Source organism: Streptomyces sp. NPDC058525, from assembly GCF_042719495.1.
GTDB lineage: Bacteria > Actinomycetota > Actinomycetes > Streptomycetales > Streptomycetaceae > Streptomyces.
Window position 1 is genome coordinate 62,704 of the sequence record NZ_JBHXNP010000013.1, and the last position, 20,412, is coordinate 83,115.

Consider the following 20,412-nt stretch of genomic DNA (forward strand, 5'->3'; position numbering starts at 1 on the left):
TCAGCGCACGGACCTCCCTGCGGTCGTGGTGTGGCGCATGTAGGCGCGGGGCGCAGGTTCGTTGTGGGAGGTGACAGCAGAAGCCGTGGGGGCGCCTGCCTGGCGGGCCGCGGCCCCCGCCTTGAGCCGGTGAAGGATGTCGCGTGCCTGCAGTGCGCTCTGGATGTGTGCTGTGCCGAAGCGCTGAACAGCCATCAGGACCTTCTCGTTGGACGCGTCGTTCAGCTCAGCCCGTGTGAACTGGGCAGCGGCCGGGCCGTTGGGATCGAACCCGAAGAGCAGAACCTGACCGTGCTCGGCGTGAGGCGTGACCGCCAGGTACAGGGGGAGAGCGCCGCTCATGGTTCCGTGCAGGGTGGGTCCGTGGGGCGCCCTGGGGTTATCCATGAGCTGGAGGAAGTCCTCCCTCATACGGTCCGTGGCGACCGGTCCGGGCTCGGGGGGCGCGAGGCCGGGCCGGCGGGCCAGGATGGCGTTCAAGACCTGCTCTCCTGTGGCTCCCTCGAGCTCGGAGCGTGTGAACTGCGCGGCGGCTCGCGGTGCCTGCGGGTCGAATCCGAACTGCAGGACCCTGCCGTTGGTCGGGCTGGTCATGACGCCGACGTACAGCGGCATGTCGTCGACAGTGGTGAGTTCGGTCGGGGTCGAGGGCGCGTTCGCGTCGTCCAGCGCGGCGATCAGGTTCAGCCTCAAGGCCTCGCCGTCCTCCAGCTCGGCCAGCTCATTCGGTGCCGTGTCGAGCGCCGTATCCGGTGCCTCGGCGACGTCGGGCCTCTGGGCCACGGGCACGGGACTGGGCAGGGGCCGCGCGACGGGGGTGGCCGAGCTCGCGGGCTGCGGTGCGAGGGCGGCGCGAGCAGACAGGAGGTAGACGCTCTCGGGCAGTTCGAACGCGGTGGCCAGAACCTTGGTCGGTGCGGGGCTGACGGCCCCGCCGGTCACCAGGGTGGGGTCGAGGAGGTATACCCGTTCCCCTCCCCCGTGGGGGTGCTGGTGCGTCACCTTCACCCGCCCCCGGACACGGGTCATTCCCGCGGGCGGATCCCCTGCGGGCCCTTCGGGGGCAGCAGGCGTGAGGCTGCCGTTCACGTCGAACTCGATGACGTCGCCGTCGCCGACCCAGGCCCGGTCCAGGCGCATGCCGGCCGGCTGCTCCCCGGAGTCCAGAACGATCGCGTCCCCCGGGTGCTCGACAGGCAGGTTCCGCGGGACGTGCCAGGTACCGTCGTCCAGCGTGATCGTGACGGTGCCGTAGTCGGTCTCCGAGCTGGCGTTGATCTCGCGGGGCTTGCGCTCGTCGTTGATGGAGAGCCAGGCCCAGTCCCCCACGGTCAGCTGGTCGGCCCACCGATGGTCGCTGTCGGGCTCGGCCGCTCGGTCGGTCCGTGGCTCGAAGAGCTTCCACATGGCGTCGCAGGCTGAGCCGGCGCGCCCGTGTTCACGGTCGAACAGTGCCCGCTCACGCAGCAGCTGGTGGCCCATGTGGACGATGCCTGCACTGGTCAGCTGCTGGGCGAGGGCGGGGTCGCTCCAGTCGATCGTGCTGCCGGCGCTGTCGGTGAGACCACTGATCCTCTCGGCGAAGGCACGGGCTTGCTCCAGGGTCGGCAGCGATTCCAGCGGCTGGGGTGTGACAGCCAGGTCGTCGCGTACGCGGGCGGAGAGGTAGAGATCGGGCAGCACGCCGGTGAAGCCGAGCCCGCTGCCGACCGGGATCACCTCGTAGTTCTCGCCGCTGCGGCGGATCGCGAATTGTCCGTCGGCGGTGAGTTCGACGAGTTCCCTGGCCTTGGCCAGCCTGCGCAGCTCGCTGCGACGTGCCCCGGTGATGCCCTTGATGGTCGCCGGCCCCACGAAGTGGGTGCGTACTTGACCCACGCTGCTGAAGCGCTGCACGGCGCTGCGGCGCCGGTCCTCATCGGCAAGATCCCGCGGTGCGGCAACGAGCACATGGCTGGTGGATCGGACATTGACCAGGTGTTCGCCGGTGTCGGCGTCCAGCACCTTGAACCATCCGATGCTGGCGCCCTTCTCGTCGTCGGACTCCTCGACGCGTACGCGTATCGCGGTCTCCAGGGGGACCAGGTTGGTACGTGGCCCGGTGCCCTGGTGTGGGTTGTTGACCTCTCCCTTCCACCAGAAGGATCCGTCGGGCCCGGAGACTTCGCCGATCTTCTTGACGATCGTGCGGTAGAAGGCGTCGTCCGCGGGCATGGCCGGGTCTCGCTCGGCGGGGCTGGACGCGGTCTCGGCGGGTGCGGGAAGGCTGGGGGCTTCCACCCGCTGCCCCGTCCGCTTCTGGTAGGCCTGTGCGTACCGTCCGTCCATCTCGTCGAGGCCGCGCCGGACGAGCGCTTGGAGTATGGCGCTGACCAGGTCGTTGCCATCCTGATCGCGGAAGTTCAGTGCGCGCGATACAACGTGCGGTCGGTCCCAGGGGAAGGGGCGGCCCTGCTCGTCGCGGATGCTCTCCAAGGCGGCTGCGATCTCGTTCGCGCGCTCGCGACTGCGGATCTTGCTGCCCCAGGGCCCGCCGACCTCGGTGAGACGGTCGGGGGCGCGCACTTCGTAGTGCCCGGAGCCGATCGTGAGGATGGCGAGCCGGCCCCCGTCGCTGAGGTGTGTTCCTGCGTGCTCGGCGCCGTGCTTGTGGCATTTCTCGATCAGCTTGCGCTGCCCGAGCTGGTCGGGGGCCTTCGGGTCGACGCGCACGCTGCGAAGGTGTGCCTTCAACAGCATGTTGGGGCTTGCGTCCGGGCCGTCCTCGGCCGTGACGAGGAACCGTGGTGCTGGTCCGGTCGGGGCCTTCTGGGGCTTCCTCGCCGGCCGGTCCGGTGCCTGGTGGGGCGCCGGGGTCTCCCTGGCAAGGTGCCGGGCGAGGGCTACGGCAGCGCCTTCGGGGCTGTCGTGGAGGGTTCCGTCAGCGGTGCGGGCGCCAGCGGTGAGGAAGCGGTATCCGTCGGCGTCGACCGTCACCGTGCCCAGCAGGGTGCCATCGCGCAGAACCTCGTGTGTACCGATCAGGTCGACCGGTTCGAGGGTGAGGCTGGCGAGCTCGTCGCTGAAGGCGTCCCAGTTGCCGGCCTTGGCGGCGTCGGCTTCCTGGTTTCGGCGCTGCGCGAGTTCGGCCCGGATCTCGTCGCGCTGCTGGACAGCGCGGACGCTCAGGCCGGTGTCTCCGTCGGCGGCGTGTGTGTCGAGCCACGTATCGAGGGCGTCAGCCCGTTCCTCCAGCTCTTCGGCCAGCATGCTCTGCACCGGCCGGGAGATGAGCGGCGGCCTCGGAACCGGCTGGACGGGTGTGCTCGGCGCCGCGCTCTGCATGTCTGTGTTCTGGACATCGGCGTTCGGCTGCTTTGGCGGATCCAGCAGGGTCGCCAGCTGCGTTCCGTCGCGCCAGGCCAGCACCTTTTCAAGGCCGTGGAAGCCGCCGCGACTGTCACGAATGTTGTGCGGGCCGCAGGCGGCGACCTGAACCCACTCCCCGGTCCCCAGCAGGATCTCGACGCGGCGGTCTGCTTGAGGCTGTAGGTCTTCGGGTGCCCACCGGTTCGAGCGCTGGGCGTAGGTCAGCTTGCGGAGCCTGGCCAGGAGGTCAGCAGGTACATCGAGTTCTTGCGCTGCCTTCTCTGCCGACCGCGCCGGAGTGGCTGTTGCGGGCGCACTGCTTGGGGTGGCCGCAGGGGCGCCGGGGGCAACCGTCTCCCGGTGGAGGCGGGCGTTGGCGGCCTCCTGGCCCTCGACGGTGCCGCCTTCGACAGGCGTTTCGAGGCGCCCATTGAAGGCGGCCGGCTCGCCCAGGGTTCCAGAGGCGTACACGCTCTGGCCGACCTGAACGAGGTCGGCTCCGGCGGGGTTCCACAGTGTGACGATCCGCTGGGTGGCGTCGCGCAGTTCGACCTTGACCCACTGGCTGTGGGTGTGGGCCACCTTGGCGATGACCTGGCCGAGGGTGGGAGGGAGAACCTCGCCGGGGCGGTGGTCTTCGGCTGCTTCCGGGTGGTTGTCGGGGGCGTCGATCCGCAGTTCCGGGGCCAGGGCCAGGGCGTCCCGCATGTTCTCGGCGTCGGCCCTGATTTCGTAGACGCACTCCAGTGCCTGGCCGTCCTTGCGGACCCACACCACTTCGCGGGTGGCAGCGTCGAGGACGGCCCAGCGGCGGCCGCCGGAGGCAGGCCGGGCTTCGACCTTGAACATCGGGGCAACCGGCGCCGACACGGTTACGGGCTCACTGTCGGGCTGCTCCGCCGCAGGGGAGCTCGCCGGAACCTGGGCCTCCTGAGAGGTGCCGCTGTTCTGCGGCGGGCCGGACGTCGCCGGTGCGGCGAAGAACGGCGTTCCCGTGCGAATGGTGGCCACGTGCTTGCCCGTGGCCGCGTCCTTCACGTCTACAACGCCGCGCGGCCCGATCTCAATGCGGACGAGGATCGGCTTCGTGAGTGCCTTCTCGCGGCCGGCTCCCCGGCCTCCCCACCACAGCGTGCCGTCCGCGGCGGCCAGCTTCTGGGCTTCCACGGCCTTGAGGACCCGGAAGGCGTCCCGGGCCGGAGGAGCACCGGCCGGGGTCCCGGCGTCGCTGGCCTGGGCCTGGGACGGGGCCAGCGTGGCGGCGGGGACTGGGGCAGCAGGCGCCTGGGGCGTGGCCGGTGCAGACTGCGGTGCTACCCCCATGCGGGCGGCGTAGACCTCGTCTGCCAGGGCGCGCAGTTCTTCGATGTAGGCGAGCGAGCCCAGGTCGAGCTCTCGCATGCCGCGGGTGGCGGTGACGTAGGCCAGGCGCAGTTCCTCGTCCGAGGGCAGGACGGTCGGCTGTCCGGGCTCGGTGCTGGTCTTGGGGCCGCGGAAGTCAGTGCCGACCTGGACGAGCCCCCACTCCAGGCCCTTGGACTTGTGGGCGGTGGCCACGATGAGGTCGGCTTCGGAGGCGTCCTCGGTGAGCTTGCCGACCATCTCTATGAGCGTGTCGGCGCCATGCTCGTCGACGAGCCGTACGAAGACCTCAAGCTGCTTGGCGCTGTCGTGCTTGTCGACGTACTGCCGCACCTGCTTCCACGAGCGGAAGGGAACGAGTTCGGGGTGCTTGCGGGTCCGGCCCTTCTCCTGGAGCTCCTTGGCTCCTTCGGCCATCCGCTTCAGTTCGTCGCCGCCGCCGACCATGTGGACCTTGCGGCCCGCTTCCAGCGCGGCCAGCACGGCGGAGACCACGCCGGCGTTGCTGCGTCCCAGCACTGCCTCGGGGCTTTCGATCGGACCGATGGCCGTGCTGGTGCCGTCGTTGCCCTCCATGAGGTACGGGGCGCAGAGCAGCTTGAGGAAGATGTTGGCGATGTCGGCGACTTCGGGGCCGAACCGCCAGGACTTGTTGAGGGGCAGTTCGGTGTCGGCGGGCCAGTCTTCCAGAGCGTTTTCGGCGCCGCGGAAGGCGTAGATCGACTGGTTGGGGTCGCCGACGATGACGACCTGGGCGGGCGGCCCCGATGCGGGGCGCATGTTGTCGAAGACGACCTTGCGCAGGGCCGGGTTGATGTCCTGGGCCTCGTCGAACACGATCGTGTCGGCGTGGATCTTCGGCCGGGACAGGGCCCAGATCTTCAGGTAGTCGTCGTGGTGGAAGTTCAGCTCTCGTGAGGCGGGGTTGATCTTGTCCTGCCAGGCGTCCCGTGCGTGTTCGAGGACCGCGCGCCGCAGGTTCTGGGGCCTGGCCGCCTGGTCCACCAGCGGGTGGTCGGGGTCAGGGACGTGGATGAGGTCGATGGTGGCGGAGTCGCTGTTGCGGAAGTTCTTGATCGTTTCCTTGACGAGGACGACGATGTCCTCGGCCGCCAGGTCGTCCCCGCGGTCCGCTGCGGGAGCGGGCTGCACCCCGAGGAAGGTGGCCCAGGCCTCGTTCGCGTTGGTCCCGATCCCGCCGTCCTGCTGGCCTTCGGCCACCTTGGCGGCCAGGTCGGTGACCATGAGGTCCCGGGCGGCCAGGGAATGCGCCGTGGAGACACTGACGTGCCGCAGGCCGGCGAACTTCAGCCTCGCGTCAGCGGCGTTGGCGGCGTTGAAGGCGAGGTAGGTGATGCGCCGGTTCGGCATCCGGCGGGCCAGGGCGACCATGGTGCTGGTCTTGCCGGTACCGGCGAGAGCCTGCACGGCGACGTTGAGGCCGTCTTGTGCCGCGTCGATGATCGCGCGCTGCTGCCCGGTCAGCGGGTAGCTCTCGCGATCGCGTGCCTTCTGCTCGTACTCGGCCCGCAGTTCAGGGGTCAGCGCCTGCCCGATGCGGTTGCGGATCTGCAGCCACGGCTCGTCCAGCGTCGCGATGAAGGCCTTGGCCTGCTTCTCAAGGTTAGAAGCGAAGACCGCCGCCTTGGGGTGGGGCCGGCGCCAGTCGTCCTTGTTGGAGTCCCATCGCCCGTCGTTCGTCTCCGGCACGAAGGAGAAGTGCTTGGACTTCAGCCACTCGCGCAGCTGGGCGTCCTCGTCGCCGGGCACCGTCCCGGTGACCAGGACGTGCGTCCGCTCGCGCGTGACGGTCAGCCGCGCCGAGGGCCGGGGGTTGGCCTCCTCCCACTTTGCCTGGGCCTCGGTGTCGGCGACGGGCACGCTCAGGGGCGTTGCCGGTGCGGCAGGGGCAGCAGGCGCGGGTGCCGCCGAAGCCTCGTCGGCCGGGGACGGGTCAGCGGTGTCGACCTCGGCCGACGCGATCGGGGCCGCAGCTTGGCGCTGGCTCTCGCGAGCTTCGCGTGCGGCATCGGCGTAGTTCGAGACTGCTTCCTTCCAGGTGGTTCCTCTTCCTTCGACGTCTCCGTGGTGAGCACGGAAGCCGTCGCTGTCCGGTGTCAGCGTGCAGAGTGAGGATCCGCCGGAGGCCTGGTACTGGAAGACCTCCCAGCCACCGGTGGCGAGAGGCACGCGCTCGTAGGTGCGCGGCCGGCCCTGTGCGTCGACTCCGGCATCCTGAACGTCGTCATCCGGCGATCGGTCAACCGTGTCGGCCTCGGGTGTCGGCTCCGGTGCCGCGGGTGCCGGTTGAGGTGATGCCAGCTGGGAGGCGGTGGTAGTGGAGAGGGTTTTCATGAAGACGGGGCGCGCCGCCGCGGCAATGCCCGCGATGGCCTTCTCGACATCGGCGTGCGAGTGGAAGGGGTAGGTCTGCAGCTCCCCTTGCAGGGTGGAGGCGGCTGCCAGGAGCGTGTCCAGCCTCCGGGCGGCCTCTGCCACGTCGGCGACGCCATCCGGCATCTCGTTGAGCAGATGCCGCTGAAGTGCGGTGAGTGCGCGGGCGACGCTGCTGCCTTCGACGCTCTGGAAGCCTGATCCGTCCACAGACCACCACAGGAGCTTGGCCATGGCGCGGACACGCTGGTAGTCGCCCAGTACGGTGTCGTCGGCGATCGGGGTCTTGAACACCGTCGGCCATGTCTCCGGCTGGAGTGCGGTCGCCGTCGTCCGCTGGGCAAGCAGCATCGCGAGGCGTCCGATTTCTGCTACCCCGCGGTGAAGGGCGGCCGGGCTCTCGCCGTCCATGTGCGTCTCTACGGCCGTGGCGGCGCGCACCAGTTCCACGACCACGGCCACGGTTGACGGCTGTGCCACGGAGAACACGCCTTCGTCGCGCACCGACTCGACGGCTGCTTCGAAGCGCCGGGCGTCAGCGCGGCCGTCCGGGCTCGTCGAAGCCAGTCGCTGCCATGCCGGGTTGTGGCGAAGGGTGCGGTTGTACTCGTTCTTGATCTCGCCCAGTAGCCCCAGGACCTCTCGGGTCTGGGTGAAGGGCTCGCCGGGTTCGATGGGCGGGATCGGTGTGAGCTGCAGCCCAGCGTTGACCGGCTCCTGCACTGCGGGCTGGGTGCCGGTGGCGACCTCGCGGGCGGCCTGGCTCTCGAAGACGGGCAGCTCCCGGCCGTGGCTTGACGCAAGCGTCCGCAGTGCTTCGACCTTCTGGGACCGAAGGTCGGGACCCCAGTTGGACGGGAGGGTGTGGCAGTACATGCCGGACCGGTAGTCGGACCTGTCAACGTTCTTCCGGTTGAAGCCCCGCGGCCCGCCGGCGACCTCCAGGGCGAAGACCAGGGCGCGGTCGTCCTGTCCGACTCCCCAGACCCGGGTGCCATCGGGGTGATGCTCGATCCACACACCCCTGTACTCGAAGTTCTCGGGCGGACCGGTGAGCGCCTTGTGCACCTCGACGAGGTGCTCCACGGAGGCCGCGACGCTGTCGCGCCCGTTGATGCGCTGCGTGCCGAAGGTGGTCTCGTGCTTGCCCTTGCCGTGAGAACGGTTTTCGACCGTCCCCACCGCGAGGTTGTCCGGGCCGTAGACCACGGTGTGCTGCTGGCCGATGACCTGGTGGTAGCCGGGCAGGTCGGGCAGCGGGGAGGCGTCCGCCGGGAGCTCGCCGGGCGGGGTGGGCTGCGGCTGCCCGAACTCCGCGAGGTCCTTCCTACGCGCTTCGCTCTCGTCTCGGCCTGCTACCCACCGGTCGTAGTCCGCGACGACTGCGGCCAAGGCGGCGGCGGTCGTCTCGAACGGCTCGCCGCGGGAGGAGCCGTCGATGCCGGTGGCGACGTAGCCGCCGTTCGTGCGCGTAGAGATGGTGCCGATGCGCTCGCCTGCCAGAAGGACGGGCGTGGTCGTGCGCACGCCGTCGGACTCGGGCTCTCCGAGCGTGGCCCGGGCGGCGAGCTCCTCGGCCCGGGCGCGTCCACCAAGCAGCAGGGCGTCGTAGTCCGACACCGCGGCGGGCGCCCCGGCCGAAGAGCTGTCCTGGCCGGTGGTCGCCTGGCTGTCGATCTGCAACTGGCCCGCGGGAACGGGGTTGGGCTCTGGGGCAGGGGCAGACCCGCTGTCGAAGTCACCGGGGGTCATCTGCGTCCACGGGCGCCCTGGCGTGGCCGCCTTCGCAGCCTCTGCGCCCGCGTCCGTAACACTCTGCTCCGTGGCCGGTCCCGGGGCCGGAAGCTGACTCGTGGGCTGAGGTTCGGGCGAGGTCGCCGCCACGGTGGGTGCCGTCAGGCGAGATGCTGCTGCCTCGACGTCCTCGAGCTGGCCGGACCAGTGCTCCACGATTTCCGCCGACGCGCGAGCGTTCCCGGCAATGTCTTCGAGATCATCGAGCTGCGCTGCTTCGGCCAGTGCCATCAGGGCCTGGTGGGCTGTAGAGGCCTGCTCCTGGAGCTTCGGGAAAGGCGTGGGGCGGCCGTCGATCGCCTCTCTGGCGGCTTGGACCGCGGTGAATGCGGCACGCACGGCCGGGTGCCCGACGATGGGGACCGAGAGGCCGTCGAAGGCGGCAAGCAGGGCGGGGCGTGCCGCTCGTGCGACGGTGGTCTCAGGCCGCAGCGCCAGCTCGCCAACGGCCTCCCGAAGCGGGCCTGCCATGGCGATGGCTGCACTCAGCTGGTAGGTGACTGGGGCACTGTCCCGGGTGCCGTCGATGATCACGGACCCGTCGGCGAGCCGCGCCACGCGGTCCACGGTGAGCGGCAGCGTCCATGTCCCGGCGGTCAGGGCCTTACCCTGCGCTTCGGGCAGGCGGATCGTCGCCCCGGCGGAGATCTGGGTCCACGTGCCGCGCCGCCAGCCGGCCGGCGCCTTCTGGTGTAGGCGGTCCTCGCGCTTGATGGCGCGCTCCTGGGCGTCGCCCTTGCGTTCCAGGACGGTGACCGGGACGCCATCCAGGTCGAAGGTCACCCACTTGAACCGCTTGTCGTCTCGCCCAATCGGCTCGCCGAACTTGCCAATACTGAGGACTGCGCCGAGCGGCTCACCCCATTCATTGGACAGGACCTTGCCGTTGAGGCGCTTGAGCTCGGTCTCGTTGGTCAGCAGGGCCTGGAGCCTGGCTCGCTGCTTCTCGATCCGGGCCAGCTCGCCGGACCGGCTCTCGCGTACCTGGGTGATCTTCGCGCGGCGGGCCTCGACGAAGGGCCGGTGTGCCTCGTCAGCGAGGGGGAGGTCCAGCCGGGCGGCTTCGGCATCCAGGAACTCGGGGGCGGCATCGCCAAGAGACCGGGTGCCCGGCCGAGCCGTAGTGGTCTCGCCGACGGGGTCGGCGGTGGTGATCAGCTCGTGGCCGCGCCGCCGCGCAAGGACATCGCGGTAGCGGACGGTCTGTGCCTCCGTGGCGATCTTCTCCGAATGCACGTTGGTGACGGTGTGCCACCAGGAAGCGTTGCCGGAGAGAAGAACCTGGTCACCGGGCTGGAACTCGATCGGGCTCCAGTCTCGGCCGCCGTCGCGCGGCCTGCTGATCCGGTCCAGTTCGCCGCGCTGTTCCTGGCCGAGCTCGGGCAGGGAGGTGTCCGCCGACGCACCTTCCTGGGTGTAGTGCACGGCGATGCTGCGGTTGTACGCGAGCATGCTGCGGACGAACTGACCGGTCTTGAAGACGCGCTGCTCAGGGGTGACGTTCTTGTTCTGGACGTAGGCGCCGCGAGAAGGCGCTTCCTGGAAGTTGTGTGCGCGCAGCTCGGCCAGGACATCACTGTCCGAGGCCTGGACGCCGTAGACGTGGGTGCGGCCGCCGGAGGCGGACTCGTGCCAGATCCAGACCGCCTCGGGCGGTCGTGCACCCGTCTGCTGCTTGGCCTGTTCCAGGGCTTGGTGGCGTTCAGCGATGCGTTCGGCGCTGCCGGACGCGGTCCGCGTGCCCGGCTGGTACTTCCCGCCGACGGAGATGGTCCAGTTGACCTTGTCCCCGAACGGGCTGTGACCGTATCCGATCACCTCCCCGCGCATGCCCACGGTGATGCGTTCGGTGGTGTCCCGCCCTATGTCGGAGTAGGAGTCGTACTCCCGGCGCGGGTCCATACGCCACCAGTAGCCGGGCATGCTCCGGATCTCGAACGCGTCGTACGGGATGTTCTCGCTGTCCGCCGCAGGCTCTGTCTCCTGGCCAGCGGCCTCGCTGGCCGCCAGCGCAGGCTCGGGCGCGCCCGGCCCTGCAGCCGGTTCGGTCCCCTGGTCCAGCGAGTCCGCAGTCTGCACGGTTTCCGGCTCGGCCGCTGCCACGGCTGCAGGCTCAGGGGTATCTGCGGGCGAAGCCGGCAGGGCGGGGTGGCGGTCCATGATGTTCAGGACGTCGGTGACGGTGGGGTGCACCGTGCCACCGCGCTTGCCTGCGCGGCCGTCCGCCCACAGGGCGTGGGAGCGCATCTTGTCTGCGGAGAACCGTCCGCTGCGGATGCCCCAGCGCAGGGTGAAGGCCCACCGGCCGCGGGCAGTCTGGGCTCCGATCTCCACGATGAGGTTCTGGCTGTACCCGGTGCCGTCCGTCTTGCGGGTCATGGCCCAGCCGCGGGCCTTGGCCGTGTTCCACAACTGGGTGACCGTGGCGGGCACCGAAAACTCCGGGGCCCACTCCGCGCCTTCAGCGATCGGAGCCTGCGTCTCGTCCGGCGCGGGCGACACTGTCTCGTCAGAGCTCAGCACGGGGGCGTCAGCCTCGGGTTCCTGGTTTCGCACATGTGCCTCGACAGCCGCGTCCTCCTGGGGCGTCTGCTGGGCCGACGGGGCGAGTCCGGCTGGCTGCACGGGTTCTGCCGTGGTGGTAGCCCGCAGGCGTGCGGGCATCTCGAAGGCGCGGGCGGCCAGCTCGGTGACCAGGCCATAGAGGTCGGACGCGCTCAGCCCGCCGTCTTCGAGCTGAGTACGCAGTTCGAAGACGGCGGGGCGCAGCTCCTCGAGGACATCGGCCTTGGAGAGGATCTGATCGTCACCCAGGCGGGTCCGCTCGTGGGCCGCGAGCTGCTCCAGCCCGGCAAGCACGCGTGCGAGCGCCGGCTGCTTCTCGAAGGTCAGAGGCCAAATACGGCGGCCTGCGATGCGCAGTGCGTTGGGGAGCGGCTCGAGGTCGGCGAAGGCCTGCGAGAGGTGCCTCCGGTCGGGATAGGCGGCAGGCCACGGGTGGGGCTGTCCGCCGTCGACGGCCCAGACACGCAGCGCGTTGCGGACTGCGGCCCGGAAGTTGCCGGAGCCATAGGGCTGCGGCGGCAGCATGGTGACGGGGTTCGTCGTCTCGTGGGGCAGATGGGCGCCCATGGCTGTGCTCCAGCCGGTGCCTTGCTGAACGAGAGTGGCAACGACATGCCCATTGGGACTGTGCAGGGTATAGGCCGGGCCGTGCCAGATCCCGGGCTCCTCCACGACCCGGAAGCCGGGCGCGCCGCCGACGTCGTAGACGCGACGGCCATCAGGGCTGTGGGCCGCCTCGAAGTCCCCGGCGTCGCCGGCCTCGGACGCGTCGAGCGGCTCAGTGGAGGAAGTCGGAGCGAGGTTTCGGGGGTCGGGGTAGCCCATGCGCGGCAGGAGGAAGGGGTCGTCGTGCCAGAGCTCCCGAGTGCCGGGGAATACGCTGCGCCACTGCTCGCCCCACACGGTGGCGGCAACCCGGTCCGCGTGCTGTGTGGCTGCCGCTGCGAACTCCTGGAAGGCAGGCTGGAGCTGCGCCGGGAGTGACTTGGCGAGTCCCGGGGCGTTGACCGCCTGGCCGAGCAGGAGGCTGGTGTAGGCGGAGTCGGGCGGATAGATCGCAGCACGGAAGGCGGTGACGGCCTCGGTCAGAGCCTGTCCCTGGACAGTTGTGAGCCACTGCGGGTGGGCGACCGCGGCCCAGGATGCGGTGATGACGTCGTCGGTGGAGCTCGTCCACTGCTCTGCGTCGCGGTAGGCGCCACTGTCCGGCTCGTCCGCCGGCAGGTCGAACAGCGAGTCCGGTTCCTGCTCGGTCCCGGCGATGTAGCGGGTCCAAGATGCCGCGAGGGCGGATGCGTTCGGGGCAGCGGCGGCTTCTGCGGCATCCCAGACCGCGTCGACGGCCCTCTCCAGACGCTGCTTCACATCCCGGTGGTCGGGGGTGTCCGCCTGGGTGCTCTCCAGAGCAGCGCTGGCGGCCAGGAGCTCTTCGCGGCGGCTTTCGGTGAGGCCGAGTTCGACCCACGCGGGGACCTCCTCCCACCGGATGAGGCCCTGCACGGCGGGCCGCTGGTGGGTTCCCTTCGTGCTGATCTTGATGCCCCCGGGTGCCGGGTCGAGCCGGTCCAGCTCGCGCAGGCCTTCCGGGAGGCGGGTTCCGTTGAGCCAGATCCCGCGTCCGAAGCCGACAAGCTCGTCACGCCATGCACGCCACCGGGCGGGGTCTTCCATGTGCCGGACGAAGGAGACGAGCCCGTCAACAACACCAGTACCCTGCTGTCCGTTTGCGCCCCATGTAGCGACGCTCGCCTTGATGGCAGCGTGCACCTCCGCCAGGTGGATACCGGGCAGCGCGGTTGCGCCCTGCACAGCGGGCGGCTTCATCGGAGCTGGGGACGGGCTTTCTCCTGGAGACGGCGCGGTCGATGTGTCCTGCTGGGCGAGGGTGGGGCGGGGTGTGCCGCCGAAGAGGGCCTCCCAGGATGGGGATGTGGCGGTGGCGCGCCACCGGCCCCGCAGCTCCTCTCCCGTGCTCATGGCTGCGCTCAAGGCCTGGGCAGCGTCCTGGGGCAGATCCGTTCGCGGCCACGCGTCGTTCACCGCCGCTAGTGCGGCAGTGAGTCGTTCGATCGCGTCGTGCAAGCCGTGCGGCTGGTCCAGCGACGCGCTGGAGTAGGCCGCGAAGGCCTCCCGCAGCTCGGCCTCCACACCTGTGTCATCGCTGCGTTGCCGGAAGTAGCCGGTCCCGGTCAGGCTTCGGACCGCGTCGCTGAGGGCGCGCCGCGGCGCGCTGATCTGGCGCCGCCTGGTGAACGCCACCCCGGCAGCTGCCTCGTCAACTTCCGGAACGGGCCTGGGAGTGGACTCCTCCAGAGGCTGCTCCGGCTCGTCGTTGCCTCCCGGCGCGGGTGGGGGTGTGTGGTCGCTCCCGCCGTTCCCGCCGGCCGTCGGAGCGCCGGGGCCGACGTCCTGTGCCGGTCCCTCGCCGGTCCGCCCGGAGCTCTGCCCGGTGCCGGGAGTGGTGGGTGTCGTGCTGGCAACGCGGGCGACTGCCCCTTCGGGGCCTTCGGCCAGCGGGGTGGCCTCGCTGGGGGTTTGGACGAGCTCCTGGTAGCGGGCCCAGACGCGCTGACCGTCAGGGTCTGGCCGGGTGCGGGTGAATTCGTGACGTGCGGACTCGGTGCGGCCACTGGCGTAGTCGTGGAGCAGCTGGCGAAGGGTGGCCGCTCGGGCCTGGATGAATCGGCCGGGGCCGTACAGGTCGGCGATCTGCTGGTCGGCGTTCCTGGCCTGCCCGACGTAGCCGGTCTGCAGCCAGGTGAGCACGTGGTGGATCCGGGTGGCGTTGACGGCCCCGCGACGGTCCGAGCTGTCGAGGATCCCCGGCGGGTTGGTCTCCAGAGGATGTGCCGCGTCCACTGCTGCAAGTTCGGCCCACATGCCCCGGAGCTCCTCGATGTCGAAGAGACCGGGGTGGCGGTCGTGGACAAGCGCCAGCAGGTCGGTGAGTTGCGCGTGGAGGGGGCGGATCGCTGCGGCCACGGTGTGCAGCCGGACGGAGGCCGGGCGGGCCGCCGCAGCGGGTGATTCCGGGCCGATGGGAACGGCCCCCGCCGGACGGGATACGACCAGTCCCACGCCGTCCAAGCGGTCGGTGACGTAGCCAGCGCGCTGCAGGTAGTCCTCCCGGCCACGTACGACCACCGCCGTGGTGGTGCTGCCGCCGGGGAAGTGCCGCTCGGTGGCGGGCTCCACGCGGAAGGTGCGGGTGGGATCCACGCGGCGTCGGGCGACGTCGAGGATGCTGCGGACTTCCCTGGCGAGCAGCCACTGTTCGGCCTGCGTGCCGCGAGGAAGTTCGACCACCAAGTGGAGGGATTGGGCGCGCGCGGGGCCGCGGTAGTCCTCCTCCTGGGTTGCCTGAACCGACCAGCCAAGAGACGTCAGCTGTTCTATGCGCCGGCTGCGCCAGCTGTCGTCGTCCATGCGCCCACGGGTCAGGAGGACCGAGGTGGTTCCGTCGATGCGGCTCTGGAGCTGGTAGCCGCCACCGCCCCAGGCGGCGGGTTCCATCCCCCGGTCCAGGGCGCGGGCGATCACGCGTTCGGCCTCGGTGACCGTGTCGGCGGGCGCGGTGGAGGGGGAGGGCGGGCACAGCGGCACACCCTCACCTCCGAGGAACAGTCGGGCCCGGGCGTCGGGGTCGGCGGCTGAGGCCACCCAGTCGGCGGCGATGCTCTGCGCCGAGGTGTGCAGGTCTGCGATGGCCGCCTGGTCGCTGGCGGGCAGGTCGGAACGGCGGGCATGTTCGGCCAGGTGACGGGTGGCGCGGGCCAAGGTCAGGGAGCCTCGGTACGCACGGGAGCGCTGCCGGATCTCGTCGTCGTGCAAGAACGCTGCCGCCTGGCGCAGCACAACGGCGCCGAGCTCGTCCAGGTGGGGGCTCGACAGGTGCTCCCGTACGGCAGGCAGGGCGAGTACCAGTGCCACCTGGGTCATGAGCGGCGCCCGGCGGTTGCGGAAGGCGGTGATCGACTTGCGGACCGTGCCCTGGGGGAACTCGGCGGCCAAGGCCGCGGCGATGGCGCTGGGCCGTGCCGCGCGGACCTGCTCCCACATGACCGCGAGCGGGCCGTCGCCCACCGCGGGGCCGGTGCGGGCGATCACTGCCTGAAGCAGTGCGAGTTGATCGTCAGTCAGGCCTTCCTGCCAGGCGGAACCGTCGAGCCAAGCGCGGAAGGCTCGCTGAGCCTGTGCGGGCTCGGCGCCGGGTTCGGCGTGCACCATCAGCTGCGGATCCGACTGGGCTCGCCGCTGCAGTTCCAGCAGGGCCAGGTGCAGGGCCGGCTCGGCGTCGCGGGCGGCCTCGGCCAGGATCGCCGCGTGGCGGTGGGCGACGTGCGCTGCCCCCGCCAGTGTCTCGCTGCCGCCGCCGCGGCGGCGCCGGAACTCCACGGAGTCGCGGAGTTCCTCAGCGAAGGCCAGCAGAGCGACGTGGTCGCTGTAGACGACACCGCGGTCCTGGGCATCGAGCAGGGCCGCCAGAACCACGGGCGCCAGACCGATGCGGTGCGGCTCGTCGTCCCCGGCGACCACCTGGCGGACAAGGTCGAGGAGTTCGCCCTGCGCGGCGTCCGCCTGCGGGTAGGCGGCAGTCGTGGGAGCCTGCGGGGCGGCCGCCGACCGCCGCGGGACGCGCGAGGGAGCCTGCTGCCCTTCGGCCTTCGCCCATGCCAGGTGGCGGGCAATCCGGTCGGTGTGGTGTCGGGCGGCATCGTGCAGACTCTGCGCCCACTCCGTCCGGCTCCCGCTGCTGGCCTCGGCGAGGGCCTTGGCCGCGTCGGCGACAAGGTTGTGCCGGTGCAGCTCACCGGCGAACTCGCCGACTCCGTGGTGGCCATCGCGAATGCGCAGTGCCTCCACGAGCTGGCGGGTTTGCTCGACGGGTGCGGCGTCGGGGTGAGGCAGGTGCTGCAGCAGGTAGGCGAGTGCGGTGATCTGCTGCTGATCGCGCAGGAACCCGTCCTCGGCGTACTGCATGCCGGACCGGGCCAGGGGAAGGTTCGGCAGGAGTTTCCCGCTGAGGTCGTCGGCTGCATTCGCGAGCAGCGTCAGCGCGTGGTGAGCGGGTACGGCAGCGTGGCGGGAGCTGGGCCGGCCGAGGTTGTCCTCCAGCTCCCGCCGCACCTGGCGGGCGGCGTCGGCAAGGCGGTCGGCGTTCACGGCCTGTTCCTGCCAGCCGTAGTAGCCGCTGCCGATTCCGGCGAGCCGCTCCTCGACCGCCTGGAACTGCTGCCGGTCGGGGAAGTGGTCCCGAAGGTGCGACAGCGTGGCGGTGCGGAGTGCTTCCAGCGCCGTTTCGGCAGCGTCGACCTCAGCTTCGGTGGTCAGCGGTCCGCTGACTGCACCGTCGATAGCCTCGGCGAGTTCCTGCAGTGTCGGACGGAAGGGGATGCGACGGTCCAGGGCCATCGACGCGCTCTCACCGACCGGCTCCAGGGCGAGCCGCTCATCGTCGCCCAGGCCGAGGGTGAGGCCGCCTGTCTCCCATTCCGGCGCGGCAGTGCCGGCCCTCATGGCCAGCGCGTATATCTCGGACGCGGTGTAGGTGGCCGCCGCGTCCCACGTGTCGGCGCCGGTGCGGCGCAGCAGCTGCGAGGCAGGCATCTGCCGGTCGATGGACTGGGCGAGCTCACGGGCCCGCTGCTGCTCGCCGGCTTCGCTGCCCGCCGACCAGGTTCCGTCTCCCAGGGCCACGGTCGTGGCGTGCATCCGGGCGGCGTAGTCGTAGGCCGCGTCGGCCAGCCGGAAGACGGTGGTGTGGTTGCGGGTGTCCTCCTCGAGCTGGAGGAGGAACTCGCTGGCAAGGTCGGCGACTTGCCGGGTCAGCTGCGCCGTTTCGGCGTGCGTGCCGATCTGGCCGGTGAGGGCGTCGGCCCACAGGCTGGTTGCCGCCCGGTCGGCGATCTCCTTGATCGCCTTCTCAACCCGGTACTGGCCGCCGCTCCAGGTGCGGGTCCACTCCCCCAGGGCCGCGATGAGCGCCAGGGTCCCTTCACGGGCGGCTGCCTGGTCGGGGTAGGGCTCTTCGCTCTCGCCCATGCCCTGCGGATCGGCCAGGCGCCAAGCGGCCAGTGCCGCCGCGGGGATGGCGGCCGCAGTCGGTGTGCCGGGCGCGATGGAAGGCTCGGCTGCGGCAAGACGCGCGGCGAGCTCCGTGCGCAGGTACTCGTGCAGCATGTCGCTGGGGGCGGGGTTCTCGTCGAAGTACTGCGCGAGCATCGTGGCGGGCCAGGTGTCCTGGGCGTGCCGCCCGGCGTGATGCTCGGTCCAGACAGCGATGAGATCGTCCGGGTTCTCATCGCGGCCGGGCGCGAGCCGCATCCTCAGGTCGATGTCGCTGCTGGCAGCATCGGCCAGCGCCGCCACCTCGCCCGGCCACTGGGCCCATGCGTCCGGCACCGGGATGCCCGCCTCGGGCAGAGGATCAGGGGCGCTGCCGGTGGGCGGTGCGGCGTCGAGCAGCCGCTCCCACAGGGCGCCGAAGTCGCCGACCAGCGCGACGGGTGTGACGTTGCTGGACAGCAGGTCACGCAGCTGCGGCGACATGGCGTCCTCGCGGTCCTGCAGCCACAGCCACAGGGCCGGCGCGTACGGCAGGACGCCCGCCTCGGAGGAGGTGTACCGCACCGTCGCCATCAGCTCGTCGTCGGCGAGGGCCTGCTCGGTGAGCGCCTGGAGTTCGCCGGCGACGTCGGGGTGGGCCTGGTCGAGGGAGCCGTCCGCAAGGACCCGCGCCGTGTCGGCGCTCTCGGCGGTGCCGGGGGTGTCCGGCCCGGTGGCGGGGACGTCTGCCGGTCGCTCCCCCGCATCCGGCTCGCCAACTGTGCCCACCCGGCCGCCCGCGGCCGGCACGGGCTGGCCGGTGTCTGCGGGTGCGGTGGCAGCGTGGGCCACGAGGGCGGCCTGCAGGGGCGCCTCGAGTGTGAGGAGCCCAGGCCAGTCCTGCTGGTTGTCGTGGAGGAGCGCCTGCGCGGCGTCGGGGGTGAGACCGTCCGCGGCGGCCGTGAAGCGGCCAGCTTCGTCCTGGATCGGCAGCGCGGCGATGGTGCCGCCGTTCTTGCGCTCCGGAGTTCCCAGGGTCCATCCGTCCGCGCCGTCCTGCGGGATGTGCAGGGTGTGTCCCTTGCCCAGAACCTCTTCGAGGTCGGCTCCGCGGACAACGAGCAGGTCGGTGCCGCGCCGGACCGCGTACAGCGTCGCCGGGTCGGGCAGCATGGCCAGCCGTGCCGTCTGGGCGGTCTGGGCGGTCACGTGGGCGACCAGGACTTCGCTGGCGTCGGGCGCGTCGAAGTAGGCGTGGGCGAAGGCGTCGTCGGGCCTGTTCTCCACCACCTGGAAGACGAGGTCGCCCACCCGGTCCCGGATAGTGCTGCGGACCTTGTCGGGGTTGTTGCTGACCACCCAGGCGGGGAGGCGGTCGTCGGCGGCGGCACGGTCGAGCAGTTCGTGGACGTCGGCGGCGTGGTGCTGCCACCGGCCAGGGAGGGGAAGCCGTCCGCCCGCGCGGGCCGGGGCTTCGCCGGTGGCCCGCTGGGCGAGGGCGTGGGCAAGGCGCCCGAAGGAACCGACCCAGCCGGTGCCGGTGGTGTCCGCGGTCAGCGCGTGGCGCAGCAGCGGGGACATCACCTCGGCGCGCTCGCGCAGCCAGTCGACCAGGGCAGGAGCGAACGGGACCGCGGCGTGCGCGGTGAGCGGGGATGCGGGAATGCCCATGGCGGCCAGCAGCTGCCGGTCAGCGAGGGCTTCGGCCGTGAGGGCGGCGAGCTCGTCGTCGAGCTGGCCGTCGGATTCGATCAGGGTCGCGTGCAGGCGCCGGGCCAGGTCCGTCGCCGCAGTGCCCAGGGCGGGGAGATCCTGCCTGGCGACGGGGCTCCACCCCTCGTCGTTCCACTCCTTGCTCACCTGCTCGGACAGAGCGGCGACCGCCGCCAGAAGGTGAGGCCAGGCGGCATCGATCTGCCCAGTGGGGGACTGGAGGGGAAGGCGTTGGACCGCCTGGGACAGCTGGGCGAGCTGCCGCTCCCGGGCGGACCTGTGCGGCCGCGCTGCTTCGGCGACCCGCTGCGCCCAGCTGACGATCGACGCGTGAGCCGCTTCGAGGCCCGGTGTGTCCTGGGCTCCGTCGGCCGTAGCGAACGGGGGCGCCGGAGGCAGGTCGCGGTAGGCCACCGTGACGGGGCGGGGACCGGCCGTGCACGCGGTCTCGGCGAGGTCGGGATCGGCCTGCAGCGTCGCGGCGAGCCGCCCAACGTAGGTGGGCAGTGTGCCCGTTGCCGTTCGGGTGGCACGGACCAGACCGTTCATAGCCATCAGGTGCGCGGCCACGGTCTGGGGTGTGCGGGCGGCAGCGAGCAGTGCCTGGTTCAGTGACGGGCCGGCCTTCGCCGTGCCGTCCAGGTTGTTCGGCCGCCGGACCGCGTTCTCCATCGCGGTCAGGACGGCTGCGATCTCCTCGGCGGTGGCGTAGGGCTCGTGGCCCTCGGCCATGGTCTCGAGCGGCTCCTGTGCCATGTCTGCGGGCGGGGTGTGCGCCAGGCGTTCGGTGTGCGTGGCCGCGCTCCGGGCCAGGTAGCGCAGCTTCCCCGCCGCCCACCCGTCGAGGTCAGGGTGGGCGGCCAGACGATAGGTGGCTCGCTCGGCGCGGGTGTACGCCATGAGCTGGCCGGCCCAGTCCTCGTCAGGCACCTCCTGGACCGCAGCCCAGTCCGAATGGAAGTCCGCCAGGGCGTTGTGGAGCGCCTCGGTGGTGTTCTGGGCGTTCTCCTGCGACCAGCTCTCGTAGCGGTCGTGCAGGCGATGCGCGGATGACTGAGGGGTGTCGAATGCGCTGGTGCCGTAGGGATCGGGGCGAACGTCCCCGAAAGCCCAGGTGTCTGCAGGCTGCGGGTAGGCCGCCGGGGGCTCTGGCGCGGGGGCGGGAGTCGGCACGGATGTGGGTTCGGGCGT

1 protein-coding gene (only partly in view) is annotated in these 20,412 nt (G+C 71.1%); it reads right to left on the reverse strand.

The genetic code is table 11. From position 1 onward, the window contains the following. Positions 1–20,412 carry the 3' portion of a UvrD-helicase domain-containing protein gene (locus ACFWP3_RS09825; protein WP_384218201.1) on the reverse strand. 6,669 nt of this gene lie beyond the right edge of the window, so 20,412 of the gene's 27,081 nt are visible here — the last part of the coding sequence; its start codon lies off the right edge, out of view — the gene reads right to left on this strand; it ends in the stop codon at positions 1–3.